The sequence below is a fragment of the Stenotrophomonas sp. 22DLJC03 genome (assembly GCF_056861405.1).
This window is the reverse complement of sequence record NZ_JBSPUG010000003.1, coordinates 697,910-722,097: the sequence shown is the minus strand read 5'-3', so window position 1 is coordinate 722,097 and position 24,188 is coordinate 697,910. Positions and strand designations below refer to the sequence as shown.

18 protein-coding genes are annotated in these 24,188 nt (G+C 66.4%); 5 read left to right on the top strand and 13 right to left on the bottom strand.

Translation table 11 applies throughout. The features are described 5' to 3' along the window. Window positions 1-35 precede the first annotated feature (35 nt). From AC13GA_RS13995 to AC13GA_RS13970, 6 genes are all read right to left on the bottom strand, one after another. A complete protein-coding gene (locus AC13GA_RS13995; RefSeq protein WP_482998375.1) occupies window positions 36-3,062 on the bottom strand; it encodes an autotransporter family protein in 3,027 nt (1,008 codons plus the stop codon). Between the two features lie 264 nt (window positions 3,063-3,326). Continuing rightward, window positions 3,327-4,394 carry an acyltransferase family protein gene (locus AC13GA_RS13990; RefSeq protein ID WP_482998374.1) on the bottom strand — a complete coding sequence of 356 codons (1,068 nt, stop codon included), beginning with the start codon at window positions 4,392-4,394 and terminating at the stop codon, window positions 3,327-3,329. Next, window positions 4,394-5,542: an N-acetylglucosamine-6-phosphate deacetylase gene (gene nagA / locus AC13GA_RS13985; RefSeq protein ID WP_136638962.1), complete on the bottom strand. Its 1,149-nt coding sequence runs from the start codon at window positions 5,540-5,542 to the stop codon at window positions 4,394-4,396. The genes AC13GA_RS13990 and nagA overlap by 1 nt, the downstream gene beginning before the upstream one ends. After that, complete coding sequence (locus AC13GA_RS13980; RefSeq protein WP_097048877.1) at window positions 5,542-6,570, bottom strand: SIS domain-containing protein; 1,029 nt, start codon at window positions 6,568-6,570, stop codon at window positions 5,542-5,544. The genes nagA and AC13GA_RS13980 overlap by 1 nt, the downstream gene beginning before the upstream one ends. A 7-nt stretch (window positions 6,571-6,577) precedes the next feature. Further along, window positions 6,578-7,645, bottom strand: a complete 1,068-nt coding sequence (locus tag AC13GA_RS13975; RefSeq protein WP_006391719.1) for a LacI family DNA-binding transcriptional regulator — start codon at window positions 7,643-7,645, stop codon at window positions 6,578-6,580. A 39-nt stretch (window positions 7,646-7,684) separates the two neighbouring features. Next, a complete protein-coding gene (locus AC13GA_RS13970) occupies window positions 7,685-8,974 on the bottom strand; it encodes a sugar MFS transporter (RefSeq protein ID WP_006391721.1) in 1,290 nt (429 codons plus the stop codon). A 376-nt stretch (window positions 8,975-9,350) separates the two neighbouring features. On the opposite strand from AC13GA_RS13970, the gene AC13GA_RS13965 reads away from it, so the two are divergent. The 3 genes from AC13GA_RS13965 to AC13GA_RS13955 all read left to right on the top strand — a co-directional run bounded on the left by AC13GA_RS13965 (window position 9,351) and on the right by AC13GA_RS13955 (window position 15,643). Next, complete coding sequence (locus tag AC13GA_RS13965) at window positions 9,351-10,370, top strand: glucokinase family protein (RefSeq protein ID WP_136638960.1); 1,020 nt, start codon at window positions 9,351-9,353, stop codon at window positions 10,368-10,370. A gap of 143 nt (window positions 10,371-10,513) precedes the next feature. Continuing rightward, window positions 10,514-13,174 carry a TonB-dependent receptor gene (locus AC13GA_RS13960; protein ID WP_482998373.1) on the top strand — a complete coding sequence of 887 codons (2,661 nt, stop codon included), beginning with the start codon at window positions 10,514-10,516 and terminating at the stop codon, window positions 13,172-13,174. Between the two features lie 111 nt (window positions 13,175-13,285). Continuing rightward, window positions 13,286-15,643 (top strand): beta-N-acetylhexosaminidase, encoded by a 2,358-nt coding sequence (locus tag AC13GA_RS13955; protein WP_482998372.1) that lies wholly within the window; start codon window positions 13,286-13,288, stop codon window positions 15,641-15,643. A gap of 137 nt (window positions 15,644-15,780) precedes the next feature. Here the strand turns inward: AC13GA_RS13955 and AC13GA_RS13950 are convergent, their stop codons facing one another. Continuing rightward, complete coding sequence (locus AC13GA_RS13950; RefSeq protein ID WP_482998371.1) at window positions 15,781-16,173, bottom strand: VanZ family protein; 393 nt, start codon at window positions 16,171-16,173, stop codon at window positions 15,781-15,783. Then, on the bottom strand, window positions 16,170-17,354 hold the full coding sequence (locus AC13GA_RS13945) for a class I SAM-dependent methyltransferase (RefSeq protein WP_046986316.1): 1,185 nt from the start codon (window positions 17,352-17,354) through the stop codon (window positions 16,170-16,172). The genes AC13GA_RS13950 and AC13GA_RS13945 overlap by 4 nt, the downstream gene beginning before the upstream one ends. Window positions 17,355-17,413: 59 nt before the next feature. Between AC13GA_RS13945 and AC13GA_RS13940 the strand changes: the two genes are divergently transcribed. Then, on the top strand, window positions 17,414-18,151 hold the full coding sequence (locus AC13GA_RS13940; RefSeq protein WP_006391894.1) for a pteridine reductase: 738 nt from the start codon (window positions 17,414-17,416) through the stop codon (window positions 18,149-18,151). Window positions 18,152-18,216: 65 nt separating this feature from the next. Here AC13GA_RS13940 and folK read toward each other — a convergent pair whose 3' ends face one another. After that, window positions 18,217-18,702 (bottom strand): 2-amino-4-hydroxy-6-hydroxymethyldihydropteridine diphosphokinase, encoded by a 486-nt coding sequence (gene folK / locus AC13GA_RS13935; protein ID WP_253078733.1) that lies wholly within the window; start codon window positions 18,700-18,702, stop codon window positions 18,217-18,219. A 92-nt stretch (window positions 18,703-18,794) separates the two neighbouring features. On the opposite strand from folK, the gene AC13GA_RS13930 reads away from it, so the two are divergent. Then, window positions 18,795-19,532, top strand: coding sequence for a proteasome-type protease (locus tag AC13GA_RS13930; protein ID WP_482998370.1), 738 nt, complete (start codon window positions 18,795-18,797; stop codon window positions 19,530-19,532). 81 nt (window positions 19,533-19,613) lie between these two features. Here AC13GA_RS13930 and AC13GA_RS13925 read toward each other — a convergent pair whose 3' ends face one another. From AC13GA_RS13925 to AC13GA_RS13910, 4 genes are all read right to left on the bottom strand, one after another. Continuing rightward, on the bottom strand, window positions 19,614-21,125 hold the full coding sequence (locus AC13GA_RS13925; protein WP_012512119.1) for an ATP-binding response regulator: 1,512 nt from the start codon (window positions 21,123-21,125) through the stop codon (window positions 19,614-19,616). A 4-nt stretch (window positions 21,126-21,129) separates the two neighbouring features. After that, on the bottom strand, window positions 21,130-21,570 hold the full coding sequence (locus AC13GA_RS13920) for a response regulator (RefSeq protein ID WP_005411057.1): 441 nt from the start codon (window positions 21,568-21,570) through the stop codon (window positions 21,130-21,132). Further along, window positions 21,567-23,384, bottom strand: coding sequence for a sensor histidine kinase (locus AC13GA_RS13915; protein WP_482998369.1), 1,818 nt, complete (start codon window positions 23,382-23,384; stop codon window positions 21,567-21,569). Before AC13GA_RS13915 ends, AC13GA_RS13920 begins: the two co-directional genes overlap by 4 nt. 286 nt (window positions 23,385-23,670) lie before the next feature. Next, window positions 23,671-24,054: a BON domain-containing protein gene (locus tag AC13GA_RS13910; protein ID WP_012512120.1), complete on the bottom strand. Its 384-nt coding sequence runs from the start codon at window positions 24,052-24,054 to the stop codon at window positions 23,671-23,673. Window positions 24,055-24,188 lie beyond the last annotated feature (134 nt).

Here is a 24,188-nt window from a genome sequence, read left to right as displayed (position 1 = left end):
CCCACCAGAGCGGGTCATGACATCCATACCCGGCGCTACCAATCCGCGCGCAGGCCGATGTTGCCTTCGATGATGCGGCGCTTCTCGTTGCGGTCACCGCCCAGTTCGCGGGTGTAGTCGGCCACGGCATAGGCGCTGATGGTGCGGTTGAAGCGCCCGACCACACCGACACCGGCTTCCAGCGCGCGTGAGCGCTGCGAATTGACGATCACGTCGTCGTCGAAACGGATGCGATCCTCGCCGGAACGGCCATGCCAGTAGTTGAGCTTGAAGTACGGCTGCCAGCCGTTGTCGGCCAGCTGGTAGTCGCCGGCAAGGCGCAGTCCGATGCGGCCGGTCCAGGCATTGTCATTGTCGAAGCGCACGCTCGACACTTCATCGCGGCGATCGTCCAGCGAGGTGCGCTGCCAGATCACCTGCACCTGCGGCTCCAGCCACCATGCGGATTGCCCGAAGTGCAGCAGCGGCTTTCCGGCTTCCACCGACACGCTGGTACCGTCACCGCTCACGCCGAAGCCAAGCCCGCGCGAGGAATGCACGCGGCCGTCGTAACGGCTCTGCATCGCCACCGCATCGATGTAGCTGCCGCTGCTGTCGGTGAATGTCCAGTACAGGCCGACGTGCTTGTCATCCAAACGGCTCTGGCCCACCTGCACGTTTTCCCAGCCCAGTGCCAGGCCGGTGGTCTTGCCCTGCGCACGGGTACGTCCGACAAACACGCCGATCTGGTTGCGATGGTTGTCGTTGGCCACCGCCCACACATCCAGACCGGCCTGCAGGCCCATCACGTCGCCGTCGAAGCCCGGCTGCGCATCGCCCTTCCAGTGGATCTCGCTGCTCTGCCCGACCAACCGGCCCCATGCGGTACGCAGCGCACCCTGGTTGTACAGCAGGCGCTGCTCGCCCTGGCGCTCGTGGAAGGTACCCAGGCTGGCCAGCGAAGCCTCACGCAGCAACGGAGGCACCACCGCATAGGTGGCGGTCTCCACGCGGTATAGCGGCACCACCGCGCCTTCGGCGGGACGCGCACCCGGTGTCGGCGGCGCGCCGGTACCGGGCAATGCACCGCCGGCCACCGGCACGTCAGGCACCGCTGGATCGCTGGGTGGGGCCACCGGCGCGGGTTCTGGAGGCGGCGGTGGCGGTGCGGTCTCGCCCGCGGTCAGGTCCGGATCAGTGGCGCCTTCGGGCGGCGGTGGCGGCGCTGGGGTGATCGGCGGAGGTGGCGCCACCGGCGGCGTCAGGGGCGGCGGTGTCTCGCTGCCGCCGCCGTTGGGTGCCGGCGTCGGCCCGCTGACCAACGTGGAGCGCAGATACCAGTTCTCGCCGGTGCCGGCACTGACGCCGCCCTTGAACAGGAAGTACTCGTAGGCACCCGCAGACACCGGCGCGAACAAGGAGAATGCGCCTGCTGCGGTGCTGCCACCATTCAAGGCCTGTACCACCAGAATGCCGTCTGCCAGCGTCGCCGCTCCGCCGCCGCCGGCGTTGAGAATGCCGATGCCGGTCGTGCCGGTTGCGGCGCCGCCATCGATCACCAGTCGGTCGCTGGTGGAATTGTCCGCGCCCAGCACGGTGCGCAGGTACAGGCCACCGCCGTCACCGCGATAGTTGCCGCGGACAGTGAACACATCCCCGGCGCCGCTACCGGTCAGGTCGATGCGCCCGGCATTGACCATCTCCACCAATGCACCACTGTTGAACGGACGGATGGCATGGCCGCCACTGCCTGCGTAGACCGTGCTGGTGTCATCCACGGTGAGCGAACCGGTGCCGCTGGCACTGTCGCCCAGCACCAGATCGCCGTCGAAGTTCAGCTCGGTGCTGTTGGCCAGGCTGATCGCTTCCCAGTTCTGGAAGCGCCCCACGCCTGCGGTCTTTACGTTGTTGAAGCTGAGCCTGTCGTCGCCTGCGCCACCGTCGAACAGCGGCACCGCGCCCATGTTGGCCTGGTTGAGGTTACTGAGGTTGGCCACATCGTTGTCCGGGCCCATGTCGATCGCGCCGTAGACGATGCCACCGCCATTCCAGTTGAACGTGTCATTGCCGGTACTGAGCAGCACCTGGCCACGCACGGTGCCATCAGTGATGGTCACGCTGTCATTGCCGCCGCTGACGCTGATGTTGCCGCCGATGTAGGCCGTACCCGAGATGATGATGGTATCGGTGTCGAAGCCGGTGACCACGTTGCCGTCCACCGTGCCGCCGGACTGGTCCCACAGGTTCTTGTCCAGCTTCATGTTGACCCGGCCGATGCGGCCACCGGTCATCCAGGCCTGATCGCCATCCTCGAACGCGCCGACGATGCGACCGCCGCTCATGCGGAAGGTATCGATGTTGTCACCCTGCTGGAGGGCCCCGACGGTGCCGCCGGTCATGACGAAATCGTCGCGGCCGCTGCCCTGCGTCACCAGGCCAGTAACGGTGCCACCGTTGATCGTCATCTGATCATCACCGGCGCCCTGGTCGACACTGTCGATCGTTCCGTCGTTGAGCAGCAACACGTCGTTGCCATCCCCTTGCAGGACGCCGCCGGTAATGCTGCCGGCCTGCATCTCGAGGCGATCGTTGCCGGCACCGAACTGCACGCCAGTGCGGCCACTGATCGTTCCGCGGTTGACCAGAACGCTGTCACCAGTGCCGACGAACTGCAGGGCCACGTTGTTGCCCGTGCTGATGCTGCCGCTGTTCTCGACGCGGCTACCGCCACCAAGTTGGACGGCTACACCCCCCGTCGAACTGATCGCCCCCAGATTGGACAGCAGGTGACCACCTGCACCGACGAGCGAAATCGCACTTCCGCCGCCGCTCTGTTGCAGCTGTGCGGCATTGGAGACGTTGACGATGATGCCGGCCGCGCCACTGGCGGTGATGGGAACGGTCTGTGGATTCGGCGCATTGGCATCGCAGGTGACTGTCTGGCCGGCGGTCGGTGCCGAGTTGTTGCAGCCGGCCCAGGCGCCGCTGGCGGTCATCAGCATGACGGACGGGACGGCCAGGGCCTGCAGCACGGAAACGGTGAGGCGGCGCGGACGGAATGCGCGCGGGACGGCATGGGTCATACAGCACTCCTGGACAGGGGATCAGGAACTGCGGACATGCGGTACTGCGCAGGCAGTCTGCCGTGTGGTGAACGGTTCCGATAGGTGAAATTGCGTGCCAGCCATCACAGTTCAGATGCGAACTTGATCGGGCATCACCTCACCTCTACGTGGCTGAAACTGTTCATCATGGCGGCGGGCGCGAGCCAGGCGGAGAGCATCCACGCATGGTGTGGATCTACTGCCCCATGTGGTGGATCCACGCCATGCGTGGATGAAGTGCCATCAGATCTTCAGATAGATCTTCCGCCGGTCCAGCCACCACGCCACGCCCCACCACACTGCGACGAACGCCAGCGCCTGCAGCATCGACGCCAGTTCCAGCGACTGCGGCATTGCATTGGCCAGCTGCTGCCAGATCCAGCCCCAGGCGCCGGTCGCCATCAGCACCACCGACATCACCGATGCCCCCAGGTATGCGGTGATCGCGTTGACGCCGAAGCGCCGGCCCAGCGCCGGCCAGCCCTTCTGGTCGATCAGTATGTGGCCCAGCCACAGCGCCAGCGCGGCCAGGCCGCCGGCCCACAGCACGTAGCTGGGCGTCCACAGCTGTTTGTTCAGCGGCAACACGATGGCCAGCAGCAGGCCGAGCACAGCGGTCGCCACGCCCAGCCCGGCCAATGCCGCCGAACGCCCGTTGCGCAGCAGGCCACCGGCAAGCAGGCCGAGCACCGTGCTGGCAAGCGCGCCCAGCGTACTCAGCAATCCTTCCGGGTCATGTCCGAGCCCGGTATCGGCATGCCACTGGTAGATCCACGGTGCGAACAGCGTGGTATCCAGGCGGCTGGCCGGGTTGGTCCATGGCGCCAGATCACCGATGCCCAGCAGCAACACGGTATAGCCCACCAGCAGCGCGACCAGCACGCCGGACTGCACGCGCGGCCGTGCATACACCGCCAGTACACCCACCAAGGCTGCGCACACCGCGATCCGTTGCAGCACGCCCCAGATGCGGAAGTGATGGGTATGCAGCGCCCACCAGATCAGCAGATGCAGCAGCGCACCGGCCACCAGGATGCGCAGCGCGCGTTCCAGCACGCCACGCGCCAGTGCAGGTCGCGCCGACGCGTCCAGCGCGCGCGGCGCTACGCTGAAGGCCATCGACACGCCGACCAGGAACAGGAAGAACGGGAACACCAGATCGGTGGGCGTGCAGCCATGCCATTCCGAATGACGCAGCGGCGCGAACACCGCGCTCCAGTCACCCGGGTTGTTGACCAGCAGCATCGCCGCCACGGTGATGCCGCGCAGGGCATCGATCGAGCCCAGCCGGCGTGGCGGCGTACTGTTCATCAGGCAGCCTCGTACTGTCCGGCAATCCAGGTACCACGCACCTGCAGGGCATCATCCAGCAGCACCAGGTCAGCCTGGTAGCCCTCGGCGATGTGACCCAGACGATCGTCAACGTTGAGGAACTGCGCCGGATAGGTCGAGGCCATGCGCGCGGCTTCTGCCAACGGCTGGCCGAGCAGTTGCACGGTGTTTCGCACGGCAGTGGCCATGTCCAGCGCCGAGCCGGCCAGCGAACCGGCGGCATTGCGCACCACGCCATCGATGGCGGTGATGGTTTCGCCATACAGCACATAGCTGGGTTCATCGGCACCCACCGGCGGCATCGCATCGGTGACCAGCAACAGGCGGCCGCGCGGCTTGGCTGCCAGCGCCACGCGCAGGCTGGCCGGATGTACATGCACGCCATCGACGATGATGCCGATCCAGCTGTCGCGGTCTTCCAGCGCAGCGCCAACCGCGCCGGGTTCACGCCCCTGCAGCGGCGACATCGCGTTGTACAGATGGGTGAAGCCACGCACGCCGGCATCCAGGCCGGCACGGATCTCTTCGTAGGTGCCTGCGGTGTGCCCAGCGGCAACGATCACACCGCGCTCGACCAACGCACGAATGGTTTCCAGCGGCACGCGTTCCGGTGCCAGCGTCAGCAGGGTCACGCCGTTGTCCAGCGAGGCGGCCAGCGCGATCTCATCTTCGTCCGGTACGCGGAACTTGCTGGCATCGTGCGTGCCCTTGCGCGCCGGCGCGATGTACGGTCCTTCCAGATGGATGCCGATCACGCCTGGCACACCCTGCGCGATCGCCTCGCGCATCGCATCGATGGCTTCACGCATCACGCCCACGTCATCGCTGATCAGCGTCGGCAGCATCGCGGTGGTACCGAAGCGGCGGTGCGCCTGCGCGATGGTGCGCAGTGCCGCCACGTCCGGCGTGTTGTTGAACAGCGCACCACCACCGCCATTGACCTGCACATCGATGAAACCGGGCAGCAGCCAGCCACCGCCCAGATCAAACTGCTCGGCAGCCTGGCCCAGTTGCGGCGCTGCATCGGGCAGCAGCGCGCTGATGCGTCCGTGCTCGATCACCACCGCCAGATCATCACGGAACTCGTCGCCGGCAAGGACACGAGCGTTGCGCAGGACCGTTGCCATCACACCGTCTCCGTGACCTTGTTCAAGTGCGGCGGCAGGTCCGGGTTGAAGCCACGACGCAGTGCCAGCGCGTTGATCGCGCGGTAGAAGCTCTGCACGGTCAGCAGCGGTGCGCACAGCGGGTGCGGCGCGGCGGCCACCGGCAGGTTGCCACCGGCACCGGCCATCCACACCTGCGCGCCACGCGAAGTGAATTCTTCGACGACAGCACGAGTGCCGGCGCCGGTTTCGTCGGGCTGGGCAAAAGCCAGCACCGGGAAACCGCGATCGACCAGCGCCATCGGGCCGTGCTTCACTTCGGCCGAGCTGTAGGCCTCGGCATGCAGGCTGCAGGTTTCCTTGAACTTCAATGCAGCTTCCTGCGCCGCGCCGAGCCCCAAGCCGCGCCCCAGCACGAACAGATTGGTCGCCTCGACCAGGCCCTCGGTCACCGGCGTCCAATCGCACTGCCAGGCCTCGCGCATCGCATCCGGCAGCAGATCCAGCGCATTGCGCAGGCTGCTGTCCTGCTTCCAGTACGCGGCCAGCTGCAGCAATGCGGCCAGCGAAGCAAGGTAGCTCTTGGTCGCTGCCACGCTCTTCTCGGCACCGGCATGCAGCGGAATGACCGTGTCGGCCAGCTGCGCCAACGGCGAATCCTCGACATTGACCAGCGCGATCACGCGCGCGCCGGCCGCCTTGGCGGCCTCGGCGTTGCGCAGCAGGTCCGGGCTCTTGCCCGACTGCGAGATGACGATGAACAGCGCGCCGCGCAGCTGCAGCGGTGCGGCATAGACCGACCCCACCGACGGCGAGGCCGAGGCCACCACCAGGCCCAGCTGGGTTTCCAGCAGGTACTTGCCGTAGGTGGCGGCATGGTCGGAGCTGCCACGGGCACAGGTGACCACGAACGGCGGCGGCGCCGCGCGCAGGCTGGCGGCCAGGGTCTCCATGGTGGCGTGGTTGCGCGAGAACTGGCGGGCGACCACGTCGGCCGCTTCAGCGGCTTCGGCGAACATCAGGGTGGAAGTGGGGTCTGACAGCGACATGGCAGGCTCAGGCAGGATCGGAAGGAAGGGGGCGTGCGCCGGCCGGGCGCATCGGCGCGGTCGAACCGCGCACCACCAGCTGCGGCACGAAGCCCTGGTTGTGCAGCGGTGCCGGCGCGTCGTCGTAGGCGTCGCTGCGCAGCTGTGCGATCAGCAGGCGCGCGGCATGGCGGGCGATGTCTTCGGTGGCCTGCTTGGCGGTGGTCAGCGGCGGCCATGACTGGCGCGAGAACGGGCTGTCCTCGAAGCCGGCGATGGACAGGTCGTACGGCACGTTCATGCCGGCCGACTTCGCTGCGGCCAGCACACCGGCGGCGATTTCGTCGTTGGAACCGAAGATGGCCGTGGGCGGTTCGCGCAGCGCCAGCAGGCGGCGCGCACCACGGAAACCATCGTCGAAGGTGTAGTCGCCCTGCACCACCAGGTGCTTGTCCACGGTCATGCCGTAGTCCTTCAGCGCGGCTTCGTAACCGGCGTAGCGCTCGCCCGAGGAACGGTGCGAGATGCCCCCCCAGAGGAAGCCGATGCGCTGGTGGCCCAGCTGGATCAGGTGCTCGGTGATCTCATAGGCGGCCTCACGGTCGTCGACGAACACGCAGGCGCCGTCGGCCGGGTCTTCGGTGGCGGCGATGATGCGTACCAGCTTGATGCCGCGCGCGGTCAGCGCCTGGATCAGGTCACGACGCTCGGACATCGGCGCGGTCAGTACCAGACCGGCCAGGCGCGAACGCTGCACCCAATCGGCCAGCTCGTCGGCCAGCAGCGGCGAGCTGGAATCGCAGGGATGGATCTGCAGGCCGAAGCCGGTCTCGCGGCACGCGGCCAGCACGCCGTTCTGCACGCCGATGATGTGGTACGGGTTCGGGTTGTCGTAGACCAGCCCGATCACGAAGGTGGTGCCACTGCGCAGGTTACGCGCGGACGGATCGGGCTCGTAATCGAGTTCGGCGATGGCACGCAGCACCCGTGCACGGGTGGCCTGCATCACCGAAGGCTCGTTGTTGATCACCCGCGAGACCGTCTTCAGCGAGACCTTGGCCTTCTCCGCAACGTCCTTGATGGTCGCTCTGCGCATCGGTTTCCCCTGGGGTTGGCTGCCGTCCATCATCGCCGATCAGACCTTGTCCTGCGGCAGGCCGGCGCGATGGCCGATCACCGAATAGAACAGGATGTACAGGTAGCAGGGCACCATCAGCAGCACGAACACCAGCTGGAAGTCGATGTGCTGCTTGAGCACGGCGAACAGCTGCGGAATGATCGCGCCACCGGCAATGCCCATTACCAGCAGCGCCGAGCCGGTCTCGGTGAAACGGCCCAGGCCGCGGATCGCCAGCGGGAAGATCGCCGGCCACATCATCGCGTTGGCGAAGCCCAGCAGGGCCACGAAGGCCACCGACACATAGCCGTGGGTGGCCCAGGCACCGAGGCAGAACACCACGCCCAGCACCGCCGAAATGGTCAGGTAGCGCGACTGCGACACGACCTTGGGGATCAGCAGCAGGCCGACCACGTAGCCCACCAGCATCGCGCCGAGGGTGAGCGAGGTGAACATCTTGGTCTGGTCCAGCGGCAGGTCGAAACCATGGCCGTAGGTGCCGATCGCATCACCGGCCATCACCTCAACTCCCACGTAGACGAACAGGCAAAGCACGCCCAGCCACAGGTGCGGGAACTGGAAGATGCTGCGGCGCTCGGCGGCACCGGCAGCCACCGGCGTGGCGTTGGCCTCGGAGGACTTGATTTCCGGCAGCGGCGAGAACAGCACGGCCACCGCCAGCACCACCAGCAGGCCGGCCATGGCCAGGTACGGCGCGTGGATCTTGGCGGCGAATTCGTTGAGCAGCTGCGCCTTGGTGGCTTCGTCCGCAGCGGCCACCGTGGCCGACAGGTCACCGATGCCATGCAGCACCACGGTACCGATCAGCACCGGGGCGAGCATGCCGGCGATCTTGTTGCAGATGCCCATCAGCGCGATGCGCCGCGCCGCGGTCTCGATCGGGCCGAGGATGGAGATGTAGGGGTTGATCGCGGTCTGCAGCAGGGCCAGGCCGCTGCCGATCACGAACAGGCCGCCGAGCGCACCCGGGTACCAACGCTGGGTGGCGAATTCGCCGAACAACGCGGCACCACCGGCCATCACCAGCAGGCTCAGGCTCAGGCCCTTCTTCATGCCGGTGCGACGCAGGATCCACGACGCCGGCAAGGCCAGGAAGAAGTAGGACAGGTAGAACACCATCAGCACCAGGAAGGCGCCGACCTCACTGAGTTCGAAGGCCAACTTGACGAAGGTGATCAGCGGGCCGTTGAGCCAGGTGAAGAAGCCGATCAGGAAGAACAACACGCCAACGATGGCGATGGAGGTGGCCACGTTCGGGCGCGCGCTTGCAGCGGGGACGGCGGACATCAGGAGGGCTCCTGCGGCGACGGCCGCAGAACGCGGCGTCGGAGAGTGGCTGGGAACAACGTTGTCACATTCTTTCGATGGACAGCTGCGGTTTGTCAACTTCCACGCGCAGCCCTGTGAACCTCGTGCTGCACTGCGCAACCCGATCGCGGCGCCTCGTGCTGAATGCGCCGGAGGCCTTGGGCCATGTGCGGCAATGGTTCCAACGTGAAACCCGCACTCACGCCATGTAAACGTTTACTGCCTATCGCATTCGTTGCGATGCAGCAACGAAAGTGTCACGAACTCGTTGACATCGTTGTCAGCGGGGTTACAGACTCCGCCCCAATCGCCGCCCCCGATCCCGGGGCCGGCCCCACCTGCAGCAGGAGCCCGCGTGACCGCCAGCCACCCCGCCCCGGCCCATGTCCTGTCCCGAGTCGCGCCCTCGTTCCTGGCCGCCGACGTCGGTGGCACCCATGTGCGCGTTGCCCGGGTCCAGGCCAGCGGTGATGCTGCCCATCCGGTGCAGGTGCTGGAATACCGCAAGTACCGCAATGCCGACCATGCTGGCCTCAGCGCGATCCTGTCCGATTTCCTGGGTGAAGGCGTGCGTCCTACCCATTGCGTGGTCGCCAGCGCCGGCTATGCCCGCGAAGACGGCACGGTGATCACCGCCAACCTGCCGTGGCCGCTGTCAGCCCGCCAGGTGGAAGCCGACGTCGGCCTGCAGCGGGTCTACATCGTCAACGACTTCGAAGCAGTGGCCTACGCAGCCGCGCAGGTTGACGCCAGTGGCGTGCTGCACCTGTGCGGACCTGACACTGCCGCACGCGGTCCGACCCTGGTTGTCGGCCCCGGCACCGGGCTTGGCGCGGCGCTGTGGATTCCCACCGCGCACGGCCCGGTGGTCCTGCCCACCGAAGCCGGCCAGCCGACCCTGGCGGCCAGCACCGAACTGGAAATGGCCATCGTCCGCCACATGCAGCGTGACCGCGCCCACGTGTCGATCGAACACGCAATCTCCGGCCCGGGCCTGATGAACCTGTACCGCGCAGTGTGTGCGCTGCAGGACCAGGCACCGACCTTGGCCAGCCCCGACGCGGTCACCGCAGCGGCCATGGCCGATACCGATGCGCATGCGCGCCAGGCGCTGGATGTGTTCTGCGGCCTGCTCGGCAGCACCATCGGCGACATGGCCCTGTTCTACGGCGCCCATGGCGGCGTCTACCTGGCCGGCGGCATCCTGCCGCAGATCCGCGAATACCTGCGCGGCAGCACCTTCGTCGAACGCTACCTGCAGAAGGGTCCGATGGGCGAAGCGCTGGCACGCATCCCGGTGAAGGTGGTCGAACACGGCCAGCTGGGCGTGGTCGGCGCTGCCAGCTGGTACCTGCAGCAGCAGTCCGCCGCCTGACACCGCAACAGGCTTCAACGCAATCGCAGCACGCAGTACGTGGCACGCCAACGCACGGGACTTCGCCGCCGCCCCGCGCATGTCATCGCAACCGTAATCGAACACCGCCGCCGGCATCCATTCGAGTGATGAGGAGAGACATCATGAACACCCGCAAGACCCTGCTTTCGGCCGCCATCGTCAGCTGCATCGCCTTCAGTGCGCACGCGCAGCAGGCCCCCCAGACCGCCACCGATCTGGACACCGTCACCGTCACCGGCATCCGCGGTTCGATGGAAAAGTCGCTGGACACCAAGCGCGAAGCCAATGCGCGCGTGGAAGTGGTCACTGCCGAAGACGTGGGCAAACTGCCCGCGCACAACGTCGCCGACACCCTGCAGCGCCTGCCGGGCGTCAACATCAGTTCGTCCAGCGCCGATGAAGGCGGCTTCGACGAAGCCGACCGTGTCAGCCTTCGCGGCACCAGCCCGAGCCTGACCCAGACCCTGATCAACGGCCACACCGTCGGCTCCGCCGACTGGTTCGTGCTCAGCCAGGGCAACAACGTCGGCCGCAGCGTCAGCTACTCGCTGCTGCCGTCGGAACTGGTCAGCTCGGTGGAAGTGAACAAGTCCTCGCAGGCCAAGCTGCAGGACGGCGGCACCACCGGTACCGTCAACATCATCACCCGCAAGCCGCTGGAATTCTCCAAGCAGTTCACCGCTGAAGGCTCGATCGGCGCGGTGCGCTCGGACCAGGCCAAGTCGAACGACCCGCAGCTGTCGGCGCTGTTCAACTACAAGAACGATGAAGGCACCTTCGGCGTGATGCTGCAGGCCTTCAGCCAGAAGCGCGAGCTGCGCCGCGAAGCGCAGGAAATCCCGGGTGGCTTCTTCACTATTGAAGCCAACGATCCGGTGGCCAAGACCAACCCGGATCTGGTCGGCGTACAGGTTCCGGGCCTGCTGGGCTCAACCCTGTTCGAACAGACCCGCAAGCGTACCGGCGGCCTGGTTTCGCTGCAGTTCAAGCCGACCGACGATCTGAGCTTCGTACTCAGCGGCTTCAGCTCCAAGCTGGAAGCCAACAACTACAACCGCAATTTCATGATGTTCGGCAACAGCTTCGGCAAGTCGCAGGCGCCTGATCCGGGCTACGTGGTCAAGGATGGCGTGCTGACCCAGGCAAGCTACGCAGGCAAGCCGGGCACCAACTACGCGGTGTACGACATGATCTACCGCGAGTCGACCGCCAAGACCAACTACATCACCCTGGATGCCGACTGGCAGGTCAGCGAAAACCTGACTGCGAAGTTCCAGGCCGGTACCACCAAGGGCACTGGCGAAACGCCACGCCAGTACATCGCGGAGCTGTTGACCGCAAACGGTGGTGGCGCCAGCTGGACCACCCATGGCAATGGCTCGCCGGTGGACTGGAACGTAGGGGGCGACCTCAGCCCCGCCGGCGCCAGCTGGGGCGGTACCTGGGGCAACCAGCAGGTCACTGCGATCGACAAGGAAAAGTGGACCAACGTCGATTTCAGCCAGTACTTCAATGCCGGCGTATTGAGCTCGATCGATTTCGGCGCGCGCTACGCCAAGCACACGCGTGAAGCAAAGTCGCCGGAAGGCGCTACCCCGGGCAACATCTGGGACGCCTTGCGCGGCAGCCCCACCGCCAACTACCCGGGTGGCTTCGCCGGCGACATCGGCGGCAACTTCCCGCGCAACATCTGGTACTACACCCCGGCAGCGCTGCGCAATGCGGTGACCAACAATTCCGAATGGCTGTCGGGCAATGATGGTCCGGATGGCCGCCACAACTACGGCGCCGAATGGAAGGTGACCGAAAAGAACTTCGCTGCCTACGTGCAGGGCAATTTCAGCGGCGACCGCTGGAGCGGCAACGTCGGCCTGCGCTACGTCAACATCAAGCAGGACATCGATACCTATGCCACCGCCACGGGCTCGACCGTGCCGGACGTGAAGAGCCTGTTCGGTGCGTGGACCCGCGAAGCCTTCGAGAACAAGCACAACCGCGTGCTGCCGAGCGCCAACTTCAAGTACGACCTGCGCGACGACCTGGTGCTGCGCCTCGCCGCCTCCCAGACCCAGACCCTGCCGGACTACTCGGCGCTGGGTGCGTCTTCGTACGGCTCGGATCTGAACCGCAAGGGCGGCGGCGGCAACCCGAAGCTGAAGCCGGTGATCTCGACCAACTTCGACGCCAACCTGGAGTGGTACTTCATGCCGCGCGGCATGCTGTCGGTCGGTGCGTACTCGATGCGCCTGAAGGACTACGTGGCCTTCAGCACCGAGAAGCAGATGCTGTTCAGCGAGCTGACCAACCAGCTCGAGGAGTACGACATCTCGCGTCCGAAGAACGCCGACGGCAAGGTACGCGGTATCGAAGTGGCCTATGAGCAGCCGATCGGCGAGTACTTCGGCGTCAACGCCAACTACACCTACGCCGATGGCAGCACCGAGCACACCTGGGCCGATGGCACCGACAACCTGCTGGGCACCTCGAAGAACACCTACAACGTGGGTGCCTACTTCGAGAACGACACCTTCGGTGCACGCGTCAGCTACACCCGCCGTTCGTCGTTCCTGATCGGCCTGTCCGGTGCCAACCCTTACTACCAGGATGACTTCGGCACGCTGTCGGCATCGCTGAGCTACAAGGCCACCGACTGGCTGAGCATCAGCTTCGATGCGCTGAACCTCAACAACCCGACCTACAAGTACTACCAGACCGCGGCCATCCCGACCTCGTTCTACAGCAACGGTCGCCAGTACTACCTCAACTTCCGCTTCAAGTACTGATCCAGCGGCGGCAACATCGCCGAGTCGTGCACGCACGCCGGGCCTGGGTCATTCCGGGCCCGGCGTTTTTCATGTATAGCGTTCATCGCACCGTTCCAAGGAGTCGTTCCGATGGTCAAGCCTTCCCGCGCCCGGATGCGCAGCGCACTGCTGCTGGGCAGCCTGTTCGCGATGCTGCCGGCGATGCCGGCACTCGCCGCCGATCCCACGCCCGTCGCTGAAGCTCCTGGCCCGCAGCTGCGCGCCGGCAGCCTGATGCTGATTCCCGCACCCACCCAAGTGCAAGCCGGCCAGGGCAGCGGCATCAGCGTACGCGCTGGCACTCCGCTGCATGCCGAAGGCGAGGCCGCGCAGCGGGTCGCCAGCCAGTTCGCCGACCTGCTGGCGCGCAGCGGAGGCCCGCGCCTTGCGCTGGCCAAGGGCAAGTCGGCCGCCCAGGACGGCGGCATCCGTTTCCAGATCATCCCGACCTTCCGCGACAGCGGTGAGGGCTACACGCTGGAAAGTACGGCGACGGGCGTGCTGGTGCAGGCTGGCAACGAGACCGGCCTGTTCTACGGCGCGACCACCCTCGCCCAGCTCGCCACCGGCGGCAGCAATGGGGTGCTGCCAGCGGTGCAGATCCAGGACGCGCCGCGCTTCAGCTGGCGCGGCTTCATGCTCGACTCGGCGCGGCATTTCCAGAGCCTGGACGAGATCAAGCGCGTGCTCGACGCGATGGCCGCACACAAGCTCAACACGTTCCATTGGCACCTGACCGATGACCAGGGCTGGCGCATGGAGATCAAGCGCTACCCGAAGCTGACCGAAGTGGGCAGCTGTCGCCTGCCGGCCGGCGACGGTGGCATCGATCCGGTCAGTGGCCAGGAGCATCCGTACTGCGGCTTCTACACGCAGGAGCAGATCCGCGAAGTGATCGCCTATGCCGCCAAACTTCATATCCAGGTGATCCCGGAAATCGACGTGCCCGGCCATGCCACCGCCGCGATCGCCGCGTATCCGGAGCTGGGTTCGATCAGCATGCCGCTGAAGCCGATCAGCGAATGGGGCGTGTTCCCGAACCTGTTCAATGTGGAAGACAGCACCGTCACCTTCCTCGAGAACGTACTGGAAGAAGTGATCGCACTGTTCCCGGCCAAGTACGTGCACGTGGGTGGCGACGAGGCAGTGAAGGACCAGTGGGAAGCTTCGAAGCAGGTGCAGCAGCGCATGCGTGCGCTGGGCATCAAGGATGAGATGGCCATGCAGAGCCACATCATCAAGCGCCTGGAGACCTTCCTGGAGGAACACGACCGGCGCCTGATCGGCTGGGACGAGATCCTCGAAGGCGGGCTGCCGCCACAGGCCACGGTGATGTCGTGGCAGGGCACCGAAGGTGGGCTGGCTGCAGCCAGTGCCGGCCATGACGTGATCATGTCGCCGGTCGGCTACCTGTACCTGGACTACCTGCAGACCGCCTCGCCGAACGAACCGCCGGGCCGACCGACCCAGGTCAACCTCGGCAAGCTCTACAACTTCGAGCCGGTGCCAGCCGAGCTGGCGGCCGACAAGCGCGGGCACATCCTCGGCCTTCAAGCCAACATGTTCACCGAGCACACACGCAGCTACGCACGCCTGCAGCACAACCTGTTTCCGCGCCTGGCTGCGGTGGCCGAGACCGGTTGGAGCACGCCGGAGCATCGTGACTTCCGCGATTTTCTCGCACGCCTGCCCGCACAGTTGCAGCGTTACCGCGCCTGGGGCCTGGCCTACGCGCAGACCCCGTTCGAGGTGGGCGTGGACTACACCGATGATCGCGCGAAGAACACCGTGACCGTGTCGCTGGCCAATCCGCTGGGCTATGAAGTGCGTTACAGCACCGATGGCCAGCCGGTGACCGCGCAGTCGCCGCTGTACCAGCAGCCGCTGACGGCGCAGCTGCCCGCCACCGTGCAGGCCGCTGCGTTCTACCAGGGCCAGATGCTGGCCGCGAAACCGACCATCGCCACGTTCACCGCGCAGTCACTGCTCAGCCGCCGCAGTGATGAACTGCTCAGCTGCGTAGGCAAGAAGGGGCTGGTGCTGCGCCTGGAAGACGATGGCCCGCGCGAGGGAACGCGTGCAGTGTTCAACGTGGACATCTTCCAGCCGTGCTGGCGCTGGCCGCAGGCGCAGCTGGAGGGCGTCGGCAGCGTGGAGGTACGTGCTGGCCGCATTCCGTACTACTTCCAGCTGGCCCACGACGAACCCAAGCGCCGCTTCGAGAAGGCCAAGCGTGCGCACGGCGAGATGCAGGTGCGTCGCGGTGACTGCAGCGGCAAGGTGCTGGCTGAGGTACTGCTACCGGCCAAGCCGGATGCCGATGGCTTCGTGACGCTGCGCGCCACGCTGCCGAAGGGGACCCAGGGCACCGGTGACCTGTGCATCAACTTCACCGGCGATACGCGCCCGGCGATGTGGGTGCTGGATGAGGTGACGCTGGGGAAGTAACGGCAGGTCTGTCCTGGTGGGTGCCGACCTTAGTCGGCACCTCGGGCAGTCCATCCACGCTTGGCGTGGATCTACTGAAATTCCATCCACGCATGGCGTGGATCTACTGGTAGGTGCCAACCTTGGTTGGCACGCCTTTACCCCCGCCAGCGCAGCAGCAGGTCGCGCAGCGGGGTCAGCGCGGTGGCCATGCCGGCCAGCACGCCAATCGTGTTGGCCAGCGCATCCATCGGGTCGGCCATGCGGTTGCTGGTCAGTGCGCCCTGCGCGAACTCGATGCCGATGCCCATCAGCACCAGGCCCATGCCCACCCACAGCAGCGGGCGGCCGCGACGGAACAGCTGCACCGCGCTGCCGGCGAGGATGAAATAGGCGAGGAAGTGCTCGCCCTTGTCGCTGTTTTCCGGCAGCGGGATCGGCGGCGGCGGGATCAGGCAGACCACGATCACCAACAGCACCGCCAGCGCCCACAGCACGCCCCACAGCCGCGGCCGCTGCAGCGGCTTGATCACCGGCAACACGTCACTCACAGGCGCCAGCTCAGGTCACCCAGCTCGAACGCCGGCTCGAAATCGACGCCCCGTTGCAGGCCGATAGCCTGGAAGCGCTCGCCCATCTCGGTCGGCAGGGTCAGCTTCTTCACCTGGTCACGCAGCTGGATGCGGCCGACCTCATCGGTGCGTTCCTCGGCCAGCAGCAGCACCTGGTCCAGGCCGTTGCCGAGCAGGAAACTGGCCTGGCTGCAGTAGCCAGCCAGCTCGAAGCCACCGTGCAGGCCAGCTTCGGCCAGCGCGGTGAAATCGACCGAAGCAGTGATGTCCTGCAGGCCCGGCCAGCGGTAGATCTCGTTGTGCACGTGCTGGCGATAGAACGCGCGCACGGTGCCGTCATCGCGATCTTCCATGTAGAACTCGCCACGGTTGTAGCCGTAGTCGACGAACAGCATTGCACCACGCTGCAGGCCACCGGCCACCGCCTGCAGCCAATACGGCAGCTGCGGCAGCACTTCGGAGCGGTAGCCCTCGGCAAAGGGCTTTTCCAGGTAGCGTTCCAGATGGCGCACCGCACCGTTGAGCAGGATGTCGGCCGGCTGCGCTCCGCGGATGAAGTTGCCATCGCCATCGAGCTCGACGGTCTCCTCGTACACCTCGCCGTCCCTGATCAGGAAGCGCGGAGTCGGCAGCGCGTCGATCACCTCGTTGGCGAACACCACGCCCTCCCAATCCTCTTCGAACGGGCGGTCGACCCAGTCGACGCGCGCGGCCAGCTCGGCCGGCAGGTTCTGCTGCAGACGCTGCTGCTGGCGCTCGCGCAGGTCGGCACTGGGTTCGAGGATGGCGTAGCGCGCCGGCAGTGCGTCCAGCTCGGCCAGGCGCAGCAGCACGGCTTCGGCGAAGGCGCCGGTGCCGCCGCCCAGCTCCAGCATGCGCGCCTGCGCGCCCAACTGGGCGAGCACCGGGGCCAGTGCATTGGCCACGCTGCCGGCGAACAGGCTGCCGAGCTCGGGCGCGGTGGTGAAGTCGCCGCTGCCGCCGAACTTGCTGGCGCCGGCGCTGTAATAGCCCCAGCCGGGGGCATACAGGCACAGCTCCATGAACCGCGAGAACGGCATCGCCCCGCCCTGCGCAAGGATTTCAGCGCGCAGGGCGGCGGCCAGCTGGTCGCTGTGGGCCAGGGCATCGGCTTCGGGCAGAGGGAAGGTGGGCTGCATGGCGTCTTCGAATGCGGTGACAATGGTGCACAGGATAGCCGAGCCTTGGAGGACCCTCGATGAGCGACACCACCCCCGTGGTCCTGATCACCGGCAGCGCGCGCCGGATCGGCGCGGCCATTGCCCGCCAGTTCCATGCCTGTGGCTGGTCGGTGGTGCTGCATGCCAACACCTCCAGCGCCGAGCTGCAGCAGGCCGCGTTCGATTTCGACAACGTGCGCCCCGGCAGCGTGCTGGCGCTGCAGGCCGACCTGCGTGACGCCGACGCGCTGACCGATCTGGTGGAACAGGCCGTGACCCACTTCGGCCGCCTGGATGCGCTGGTCAACAACGCCTCCAACTTCTTCCCTACCCCGCTGGGCCAGGTCACCGCCGAGGCGATGGACGAGCTTTACGCGGTCAATGCACGGGCGCCCCTGCTGCTGTCGCAGGCGGCAGCTCCGTACCTGCGCCGCCAACACGGCTGCATCGTCAACCTGACCGACCTGCACGGCACCGACCCGATGCGCGACCACATCGCCTACACGATGGCCAAGGCCGCGCTGGAGATGGCCACCCGCTCGCTGGCGCTGGAACTGGCGCCGAAGGTGCGGGTCAACGCGGTCGCCCCCGGCGCGATCCTGTGGCCGGAACAGGGCAAGGACGATTTCGCCCGCGAGGCGCTGCTGGCGCGCACGCCGTTGGCACGGATCGGCACCGTGGAAGAGATTGCCGAGGCGGTGTACTGGCTGGTGGCCGATGCCAGCTTCGTCACCGGCCATACCCTGCGCGTGGATGGCGGGCGTACGGTCAGCTGAGGCGTTGCCGGGATGCACGATGGGGTCAGATCCCTTTTCCAGGCAGGAAAAGGGATCTGACCCCTTTATTCGAGGTCCACGACCTCGAACGCTTCGCCAAACTGCCTGTGCGCACGCCACAGCGTGGCCAGGTCCTGGCCGCTGACCGGGTCGACGAAGCCCGGCGCAATGTCCGCCAGCGGCTTCAGTACGAAGGCATGCTTCAGCTCCGGGCGAGGGATGCGCAGGTGGCCAGGGCCCTCCACCACCAGGTCGCCGTAGAACACCACATCGATGTCCAGGGTCCGGTCGGAGAAGCGCGGGCCACTGCGGTCACGCCCGTGCGCGTCTTCCAGCGCATGCAGCCAGTCGTCCAGTTCCTGCAGTGGCAGGTCGGTCTCGATCGCCACCGCATTGTTGAGGAAGGCCGGGCCATCGAAGCCGACCGCAGCGGTACGGTAGGCGGGTGACACCTGCAGCGCGCCGAAGCGCTCGCGCAGGGCCGTCACCGCGGCGTGGAGGTAGCGGCGGGGCTGGACGTTGCTGCCCAGGCTCAGGAGCACGGTGGTCATGCGGTTCAGGTGACGGCACTTGGGGGGGCGTGGACATGCCGTCGTCACGGCGGCCTGCCTACAATCCGGGACGCACATGATAGGGCACCGACATGACCTATTGCGTTGGAATCGAGGTGGACGAGGGCCTGGTCTTCGCCGCCGACACCCGGACCAATGCCTCGCTGGACGATGTGCGCGTGCACCGCAAGCTGCACGTGTTCGAGTACCCCGGCCAGGCAGCCTACGTACTGATGGCGGCTGGCAACCTGGCCACCACCCAGCTGCTGGTGTCGCGCCTGGTCCGCGACGCCGACGAGCGGCGTACGCCCAACCTGCGTGACATGGCCCACCTGTTCGAGGCCGCGGCCTACGTCGGCCAGTTGCTGGTCGACAGCCAGGTCAAGACCGAGCACAGCGAGCACGGCCATGACGGGGTCAACACCCAGGCCACGCTGATCTTCGGCGGCCAGGTCGCCGGCGAACGCCCAGGTCTGTACATGGTCTATCCGTTGGGCAACGCCATCGCCGCCTCGCCGGAGACGCCCTACCTGCAGATCGGCGAATCCAAGTACGGCAAGCCGATCCTCGACCGCATCCTCAGCCCGGCAACACGCCTGGAAGATGCCGCACGCACGGCCATCGTCTCGCTGGACTCCACCATCCGCTCCAACCTGTCGGTGGGCCTGCCGATCGACCTGGCGCTGCTGCGCGACGGCGAACTGCGCATCGGCCAGCAGCTGCGGCTGGGTGCGGATTCAGCGCTGTATGCGGACATCCACCAGAACTGGTCGCGGCGGCTGGAACAGGCAGTGGACAGCCTGCCGCGGTTTCCGTGGGAAACCGCCTAACGGTAGTGCCGGCCGCTGGCCGGCAACCGCAATGATCCCACCACACGCAGACGCCGGCCAGCGGCCAGCACTACCGCGGCGTCAGCCCAGCGCTTCGGCCACCGCGCGGAACACCTGCTGCATCTGCAGCGGCTTGCGCAGCACATGCACTTCCACGCCAGCGGGGAATGCATCGGCCGATACATCCACCGTTGCGTCTTCCAGCACCAGCGCCGGGCCGCGATAGCCCAGTACAGCCATCTCGCCCAGCAGCTGACTGGCCGGCAGCAGCTTGGAACCGGCGTCGGCGATCACCAGTGCCGGCAACGCCTCCTGCTGCATCCAGCGCAGCGCCGCCGGACCATCGGACGCCAGTTGCAGCTGATAGCCCTGGCTGGACAGCGCATTGCCGAGCAGCGACAGGCGGGTGGCTTCGCCATCGACCACCAGGATCGACTGGCCACTGCCCAGCGCCACCAGCTGCTCGATCGGCTCGCTGCCATCAATGGCCTCATGCATCGGCAGACGCAGTTCGAAGCAGGTGCCCTGCCCCGGCTGGCTGCTGACGTGGATGCTGCCGCCGGCGCCTTCAACGATGCGCTTGCAGGAAATCAGGCCCAGGCCGGTGCCATCGGCCTTGGTGGTGAAGAACGGGTTGAACAGGTGCGAGAGCGTGTCCGCATCCATGCCGATGCCCTCATCGACCACACGGATCTGCATCCAGTCCACGCCATCGCGTTGGCCGGCATGGCTGGCGGTCAGGCTCAGCCGGCCCCCGTTGGGCATCGCCTGGATCGCGTTGAGCGCCAGGTTCAACATCACCTGCTGCAGCTCGGTGTAATTGGCATCGACCACCAGGCCCTGGTCCTGCACCTGCAGTTCCAGGCGCACGGCATCGGGCACGTTGCTGCGCAACAGCAGTGCGACTGCATCGAACAGGCCATCGATCTCGATGCGTTCACTCGGCTTGCGCGAGCCACGCACGAACGACAGCATCGATTCGGCCATCTCGTGGCCACGACGACCACACTCGGCGATGACGTCGGCCAGGTGGTGCAGCTGTGGATCGTCGGTACGGGCCTTCAGCAGGTCCGGCATGATCAGCAGCGGCTGCAGGATGTTGCGCAGGTCATGGCTGAGGCCGGCGGCGAGCAGTGACAGGCTTTCCAGCCGCTGTGCGCGCATCAGCTCGGTTTCCACGCGTGCGCGTTCAACAGCGCTGCGCGCCTCGCGGATCGCGCGCGCCACCGCCGACGGCAGGCGCGCCGGCAGGTGCTTGATGATGTAGTCGTTGGCACCCTTCTGCAGCGCCGCCACTGCGTTCTCCTCACCCATGGTGCCGGAGACGAAGATGAAGGGCACTTCCGGTGAGGTCTCACGCACGATGCGCAGTGCATCGTCACCGGAGAACCCCGGCATGCTCAGGTCGGACAGCACGATGTCCGGCACGAACGCAGCCAGCGCCTGGCGCAGCTCGACCTCGCTCTCGACACGCTCGAAACGGGCTTCCAGGCCCGCATCAAGCATCTGTTCGGACATCAGCTCGGCATCTTCCGGGGAATCTTCCACCAGCAGGATGCGCAGCGCCCCCAGGGCGGGACCGGTCAGGGGCATGGGCTCACTCGAGTTCCGGTGCCTGGTTGATCAACGCCCAGAACTTGCCCAGGGTCTGCACCGCGCCAAAGAACTGGTCCACGTCCACCGGCTTGACCACGTAGGCGTTCACGCCCATGTCCCAGCTGCGGGCGAGGTCGCTTTCCTCGCGCGAGGACGACAGGATCACCACCGGCAGGCGCTTGAGTTCTTCGTGCTCGCGGATCTGCCGCAGCACTTCCAGGCCATCCATGCGCGGCATCTTGATGTCCAGCAGCAGCACCGCCGGCAGGCCTTCCTCACGGTTGGCGAAGGCGCCGCGGCGCAGCAGGTAGTCCATCACTTCCACGCCGTCTTCGACGTGCACGATGGGATTGGCCAGACGCGCCTCTTCCAGAGCGTCGATTGCCATTTCGGCATCGGCCGGGCTGTCTTCGGCGAGAAGAATGGTGCGCAGAGTCGTCATGCAGAGGGACCTTGTTTGTCCGCGTCGATCGCGGGAGGCAGGTAGAAGTGGAAGGTGGCGCCGACGTCAGGCTCGGCTTCTGCCCAGATACGGCCGCCATGGCGGGTCAGCACGCGGCGCACGCTGGCCAGGCCGATGCCGGTACCCGGGTAGTCGCTGGCCTTGTGCAGGCGCTGGAACACACCGAACAGTTTGGCGGCGTACGCCATGTCAAAGCCTGCACCATTGTCGCTGACCGTGAACTGATGACCACCGTCGGGCTGCAGCTGGTAGTCCACGCGGATCTTTGCCGGCTCGCGGTTGCCCGAGTACTTCACCGCGTTGCCGAGCAGGTTCAGCCAGACCTGGCGGATCATGTTTTCATCGCCGACCACGATCGGCAGCGGTGCGATGCTCCACTCCACCTGATGCGCATGGCCGTTGTTTTCGGCCTCGGCCTGCAGGTTGGAATCGAGCATGGCACGGGTATCGGCCACCAGCGACTGCATGTCCACCGCCTGCTGGCGCATCGCCACGCGCCCCAGGCGCGAGTAGACCAGCAGGTCGTCGATCAGGGCTGCCATGCGCCGCGCCGAACTGGAGATCACTTCAAGGTAATGGCGGCTCTTGTCGTCGGCCTGCTCGCCCAGATGGCGCGACAGCTTGTCGGAGAAACCAGCAACATGGCGCAGCGGCGCACGCAGGTCGTGCGAGACCGAATAGCTGAACGCCTCCAATTCGCGGTTGACCTCCGATACCTGCGCCACCTTGCCCTCCAGCTGGCGGTTCAGCTCTTCCACGCGCAGCTGCACGGCCCGCTGCACGGTGACGTCACTGACGGTCATCAGCACCACCTCGTCATCGGTATCGGGCAGCGGCATGCGCCGGGCGTTGAGCAGCATGTAGCGCACCATGCCGTCGGCGGCGCACTGTTCGTGCTCGAAGTCCCATAGTTCGCGGCCACGCAGCAGCACATCGGACAGTCGCTGGCGCATGACCGGATCCCGCCAGGCGCCATCACCGACCGATTCCAGCAGCAGGCCATCGGCACGCTCATCCTGCAACCCGTACAGCTCAGCAAATGCAGGATTGTGCAGCTGTACACGCAACTCACGATCCAGCAGCACGATCGGCTCACGCACAGTCTGCAGTACCGACGCCGCGCGCGCGGCCGCGCGCTGCGATTGCTGTTCCGCATGCAGGCGGCGGCCGATCTGCCGCTGCAACAACCACAGCACCAGGCCCAGCAGGGCCAGCTGCACCACCAGCGAGCTCCAGGAAACAAACTCGGTCTGCCTGCGCTGGCGTGCGGCCTGCTCGGCGCGCAGAGCCAGCAACTTTTCCTCGCTGGCCTGCAGCTCCTCGACCAGGCCACGGATCGGGTAACGCGTGCTCAGGTCCTGCACCAGTTCACGCTGGTCGCTGTTCGGTTCGGACTTGGCCAGCTCGCGCGCGACCACCAAGCGCCCGTCCAGCATCGACTCGATGCGGCCGATGCGGATCAGCTGTTCGGGATTGTCGCGGGTCATGCGGCCGAGCTGGGCCAGCCGGCCCGGTATTTCATTCGCTTTGGCCATGCGCTCACGCAGGCCCGGCGCGTCCACACCCTTGGACAGCGTCAGCGCAGCCGATTCGACATCGCGGACATCGGCCTGCAGCTGTTGCAGGGCCACGCCCACGGCCTGGGTGTGGCTGACCCAGGCCATCGCTTGTTCGTTGTCCTGCTGCAGTTTGCGCAGGGTCAACCACGGCACCACGATGATCGCGGCAGCCGCCAGCGCCAGGGCCGGCAATCGCCAGCGATCCCAGACGTCATCACTGAAAACCTGCGCCATAGTTCCTCGTCAGCACGGCCGCGGAGCGTAGGCCGATACCGGCCCGGCTGCGGCGGAACGGGCAATATAGCGCAGGCGGTCACAACTCTGGAGTTTCCAGCCTGGTTGGCTGAACGGGTTCCGGAAACCCACGGTAGGGCCGGCCGGGGCCGTCGGCTCTGCTTCGTAGAGTCGAGCTCGCTCGACTGCTCGGGCGGTTGACTCGGGGTTGATCTGCAGTGGAGCGAGCCGAGCAAGCTCGAATCTACCCGGGCAGTGGGCGCCCCATGCGGGGCGCCCACCGGGTTCAGCGCTTGGCGGCCGCGCTGACCTTCAATGCGGCGGCATCGACGCGGGTCACGCCCTTGATGCCCTTGGCAGTTGTGACCGCCTTGTCTTTCTCGGCCTGGGTGGCCACGGCACCGCTCAGGCTGACCACGCCATTCACCGTTTCCACCTTGATTTCGGTGCCCGGGACGTTGCTGCTGGCCAGCAGGTCGGCCTTCACCTTGGTGGTGATCCAGCTGTCGGTCACCGGCTCGTTGGAATCATGGCGGTCGGCGTGGGTGGCCGGATGAGTGCTGGTCGGCGGGCTCTTCGCGGCCGGATCCTTGGCGAATGCGGCCGAGGAGGACAGCGCCAGGCCCAGCGTCAGGGCGGAAGCAATCAGCGTGCGGGTGGTATTGCTCATCGTGTCGTACTCCTTCGGAATGTGCTGCCAGTCTGGACATACCGGCGTAGAGCAGGCGTGGCGTTACGGTCATGCTGCCGTGAATCGAAGCGTTTCCAACGGCAACGGTTCAGTTTTGGCCTGCCATCCCCCGT

Excerpts from the sequence above, each read along its gene's own strand:
- AC13GA_RS13920 (WP_005411057.1), bottom strand. The coding sequence starts at position 21,570 with ATGACGACTCTGCGCACCATTCTTCTCGCCGAAGACAGCCCGGCCGAT.
- AC13GA_RS13995 (WP_482998375.1), bottom strand. The coding sequence starts at position 3,062 with ATGACCCATGCCGTCCCGCGCGCATTCCGTCCGCGCCGCCTCACCGTT.
- AC13GA_RS13945 (WP_046986316.1), bottom strand. The coding sequence starts at position 17,354 with ATGCAGCCCACCTTCCCTCTGCCCGAAGCCGATGCCCTGGCCCACAGC.
- AC13GA_RS13915 (WP_482998369.1), bottom strand. The coding sequence starts at position 23,384 with ATGGCGCAGGTTTTCAGTGATGACGTCTGGGATCGCTGGCGATTGCCG.
- folK (WP_253078733.1), bottom strand. The coding sequence starts at position 18,702 with ATGACCACCGTGCTCCTGAGCCTGGGCAGCAACGTCCAGCCCCGCCGC.
- AC13GA_RS13990 (WP_482998374.1), bottom strand. The coding sequence starts at position 4,394 with ATGAACAGTACGCCGCCACGCCGGCTGGGCTCGATCGATGCCCTGCGC.
- AC13GA_RS13960 (WP_482998373.1), top strand. The coding sequence starts at position 10,514 with ATGAACACCCGCAAGACCCTGCTTTCGGCCGCCATCGTCAGCTGCATC.
- AC13GA_RS13955 (WP_482998372.1), top strand. The coding sequence starts at position 13,286 with ATGGTCAAGCCTTCCCGCGCCCGGATGCGCAGCGCACTGCTGCTGGGC.
- AC13GA_RS13940 (WP_006391894.1), top strand. The coding sequence starts at position 17,414 with ATGAGCGACACCACCCCCGTGGTCCTGATCACCGGCAGCGCGCGCCGG.
- AC13GA_RS13975 (WP_006391719.1), bottom strand. The coding sequence starts at position 7,645 with ATGCGCAGAGCGACCATCAAGGACGTTGCGGAGAAGGCCAAGGTCTCG.
- AC13GA_RS13925 (WP_012512119.1), bottom strand. The coding sequence starts at position 21,125 with ATGCCCCTGACCGGTCCCGCCCTGGGGGCGCTGCGCATCCTGCTGGTG.
- AC13GA_RS13980 (WP_097048877.1), bottom strand. The coding sequence starts at position 6,570 with ATGTCGCTGTCAGACCCCACTTCCACCCTGATGTTCGCCGAAGCCGCT.
- nagA (WP_136638962.1), bottom strand. The coding sequence starts at position 5,542 with ATGGCAACGGTCCTGCGCAACGCTCGTGTCCTTGCCGGCGACGAGTTC.
- AC13GA_RS13930 (WP_482998370.1), top strand. The coding sequence starts at position 18,795 with ATGACCTATTGCGTTGGAATCGAGGTGGACGAGGGCCTGGTCTTCGCC.
- AC13GA_RS13970 (WP_006391721.1), bottom strand. The coding sequence starts at position 8,974 with ATGTCCGCCGTCCCCGCTGCAAGCGCGCGCCCGAACGTGGCCACCTCC.
- AC13GA_RS13910 (WP_012512120.1), bottom strand. The coding sequence starts at position 24,054 with ATGAGCAATACCACCCGCACGCTGATTGCTTCCGCCCTGACGCTGGGC.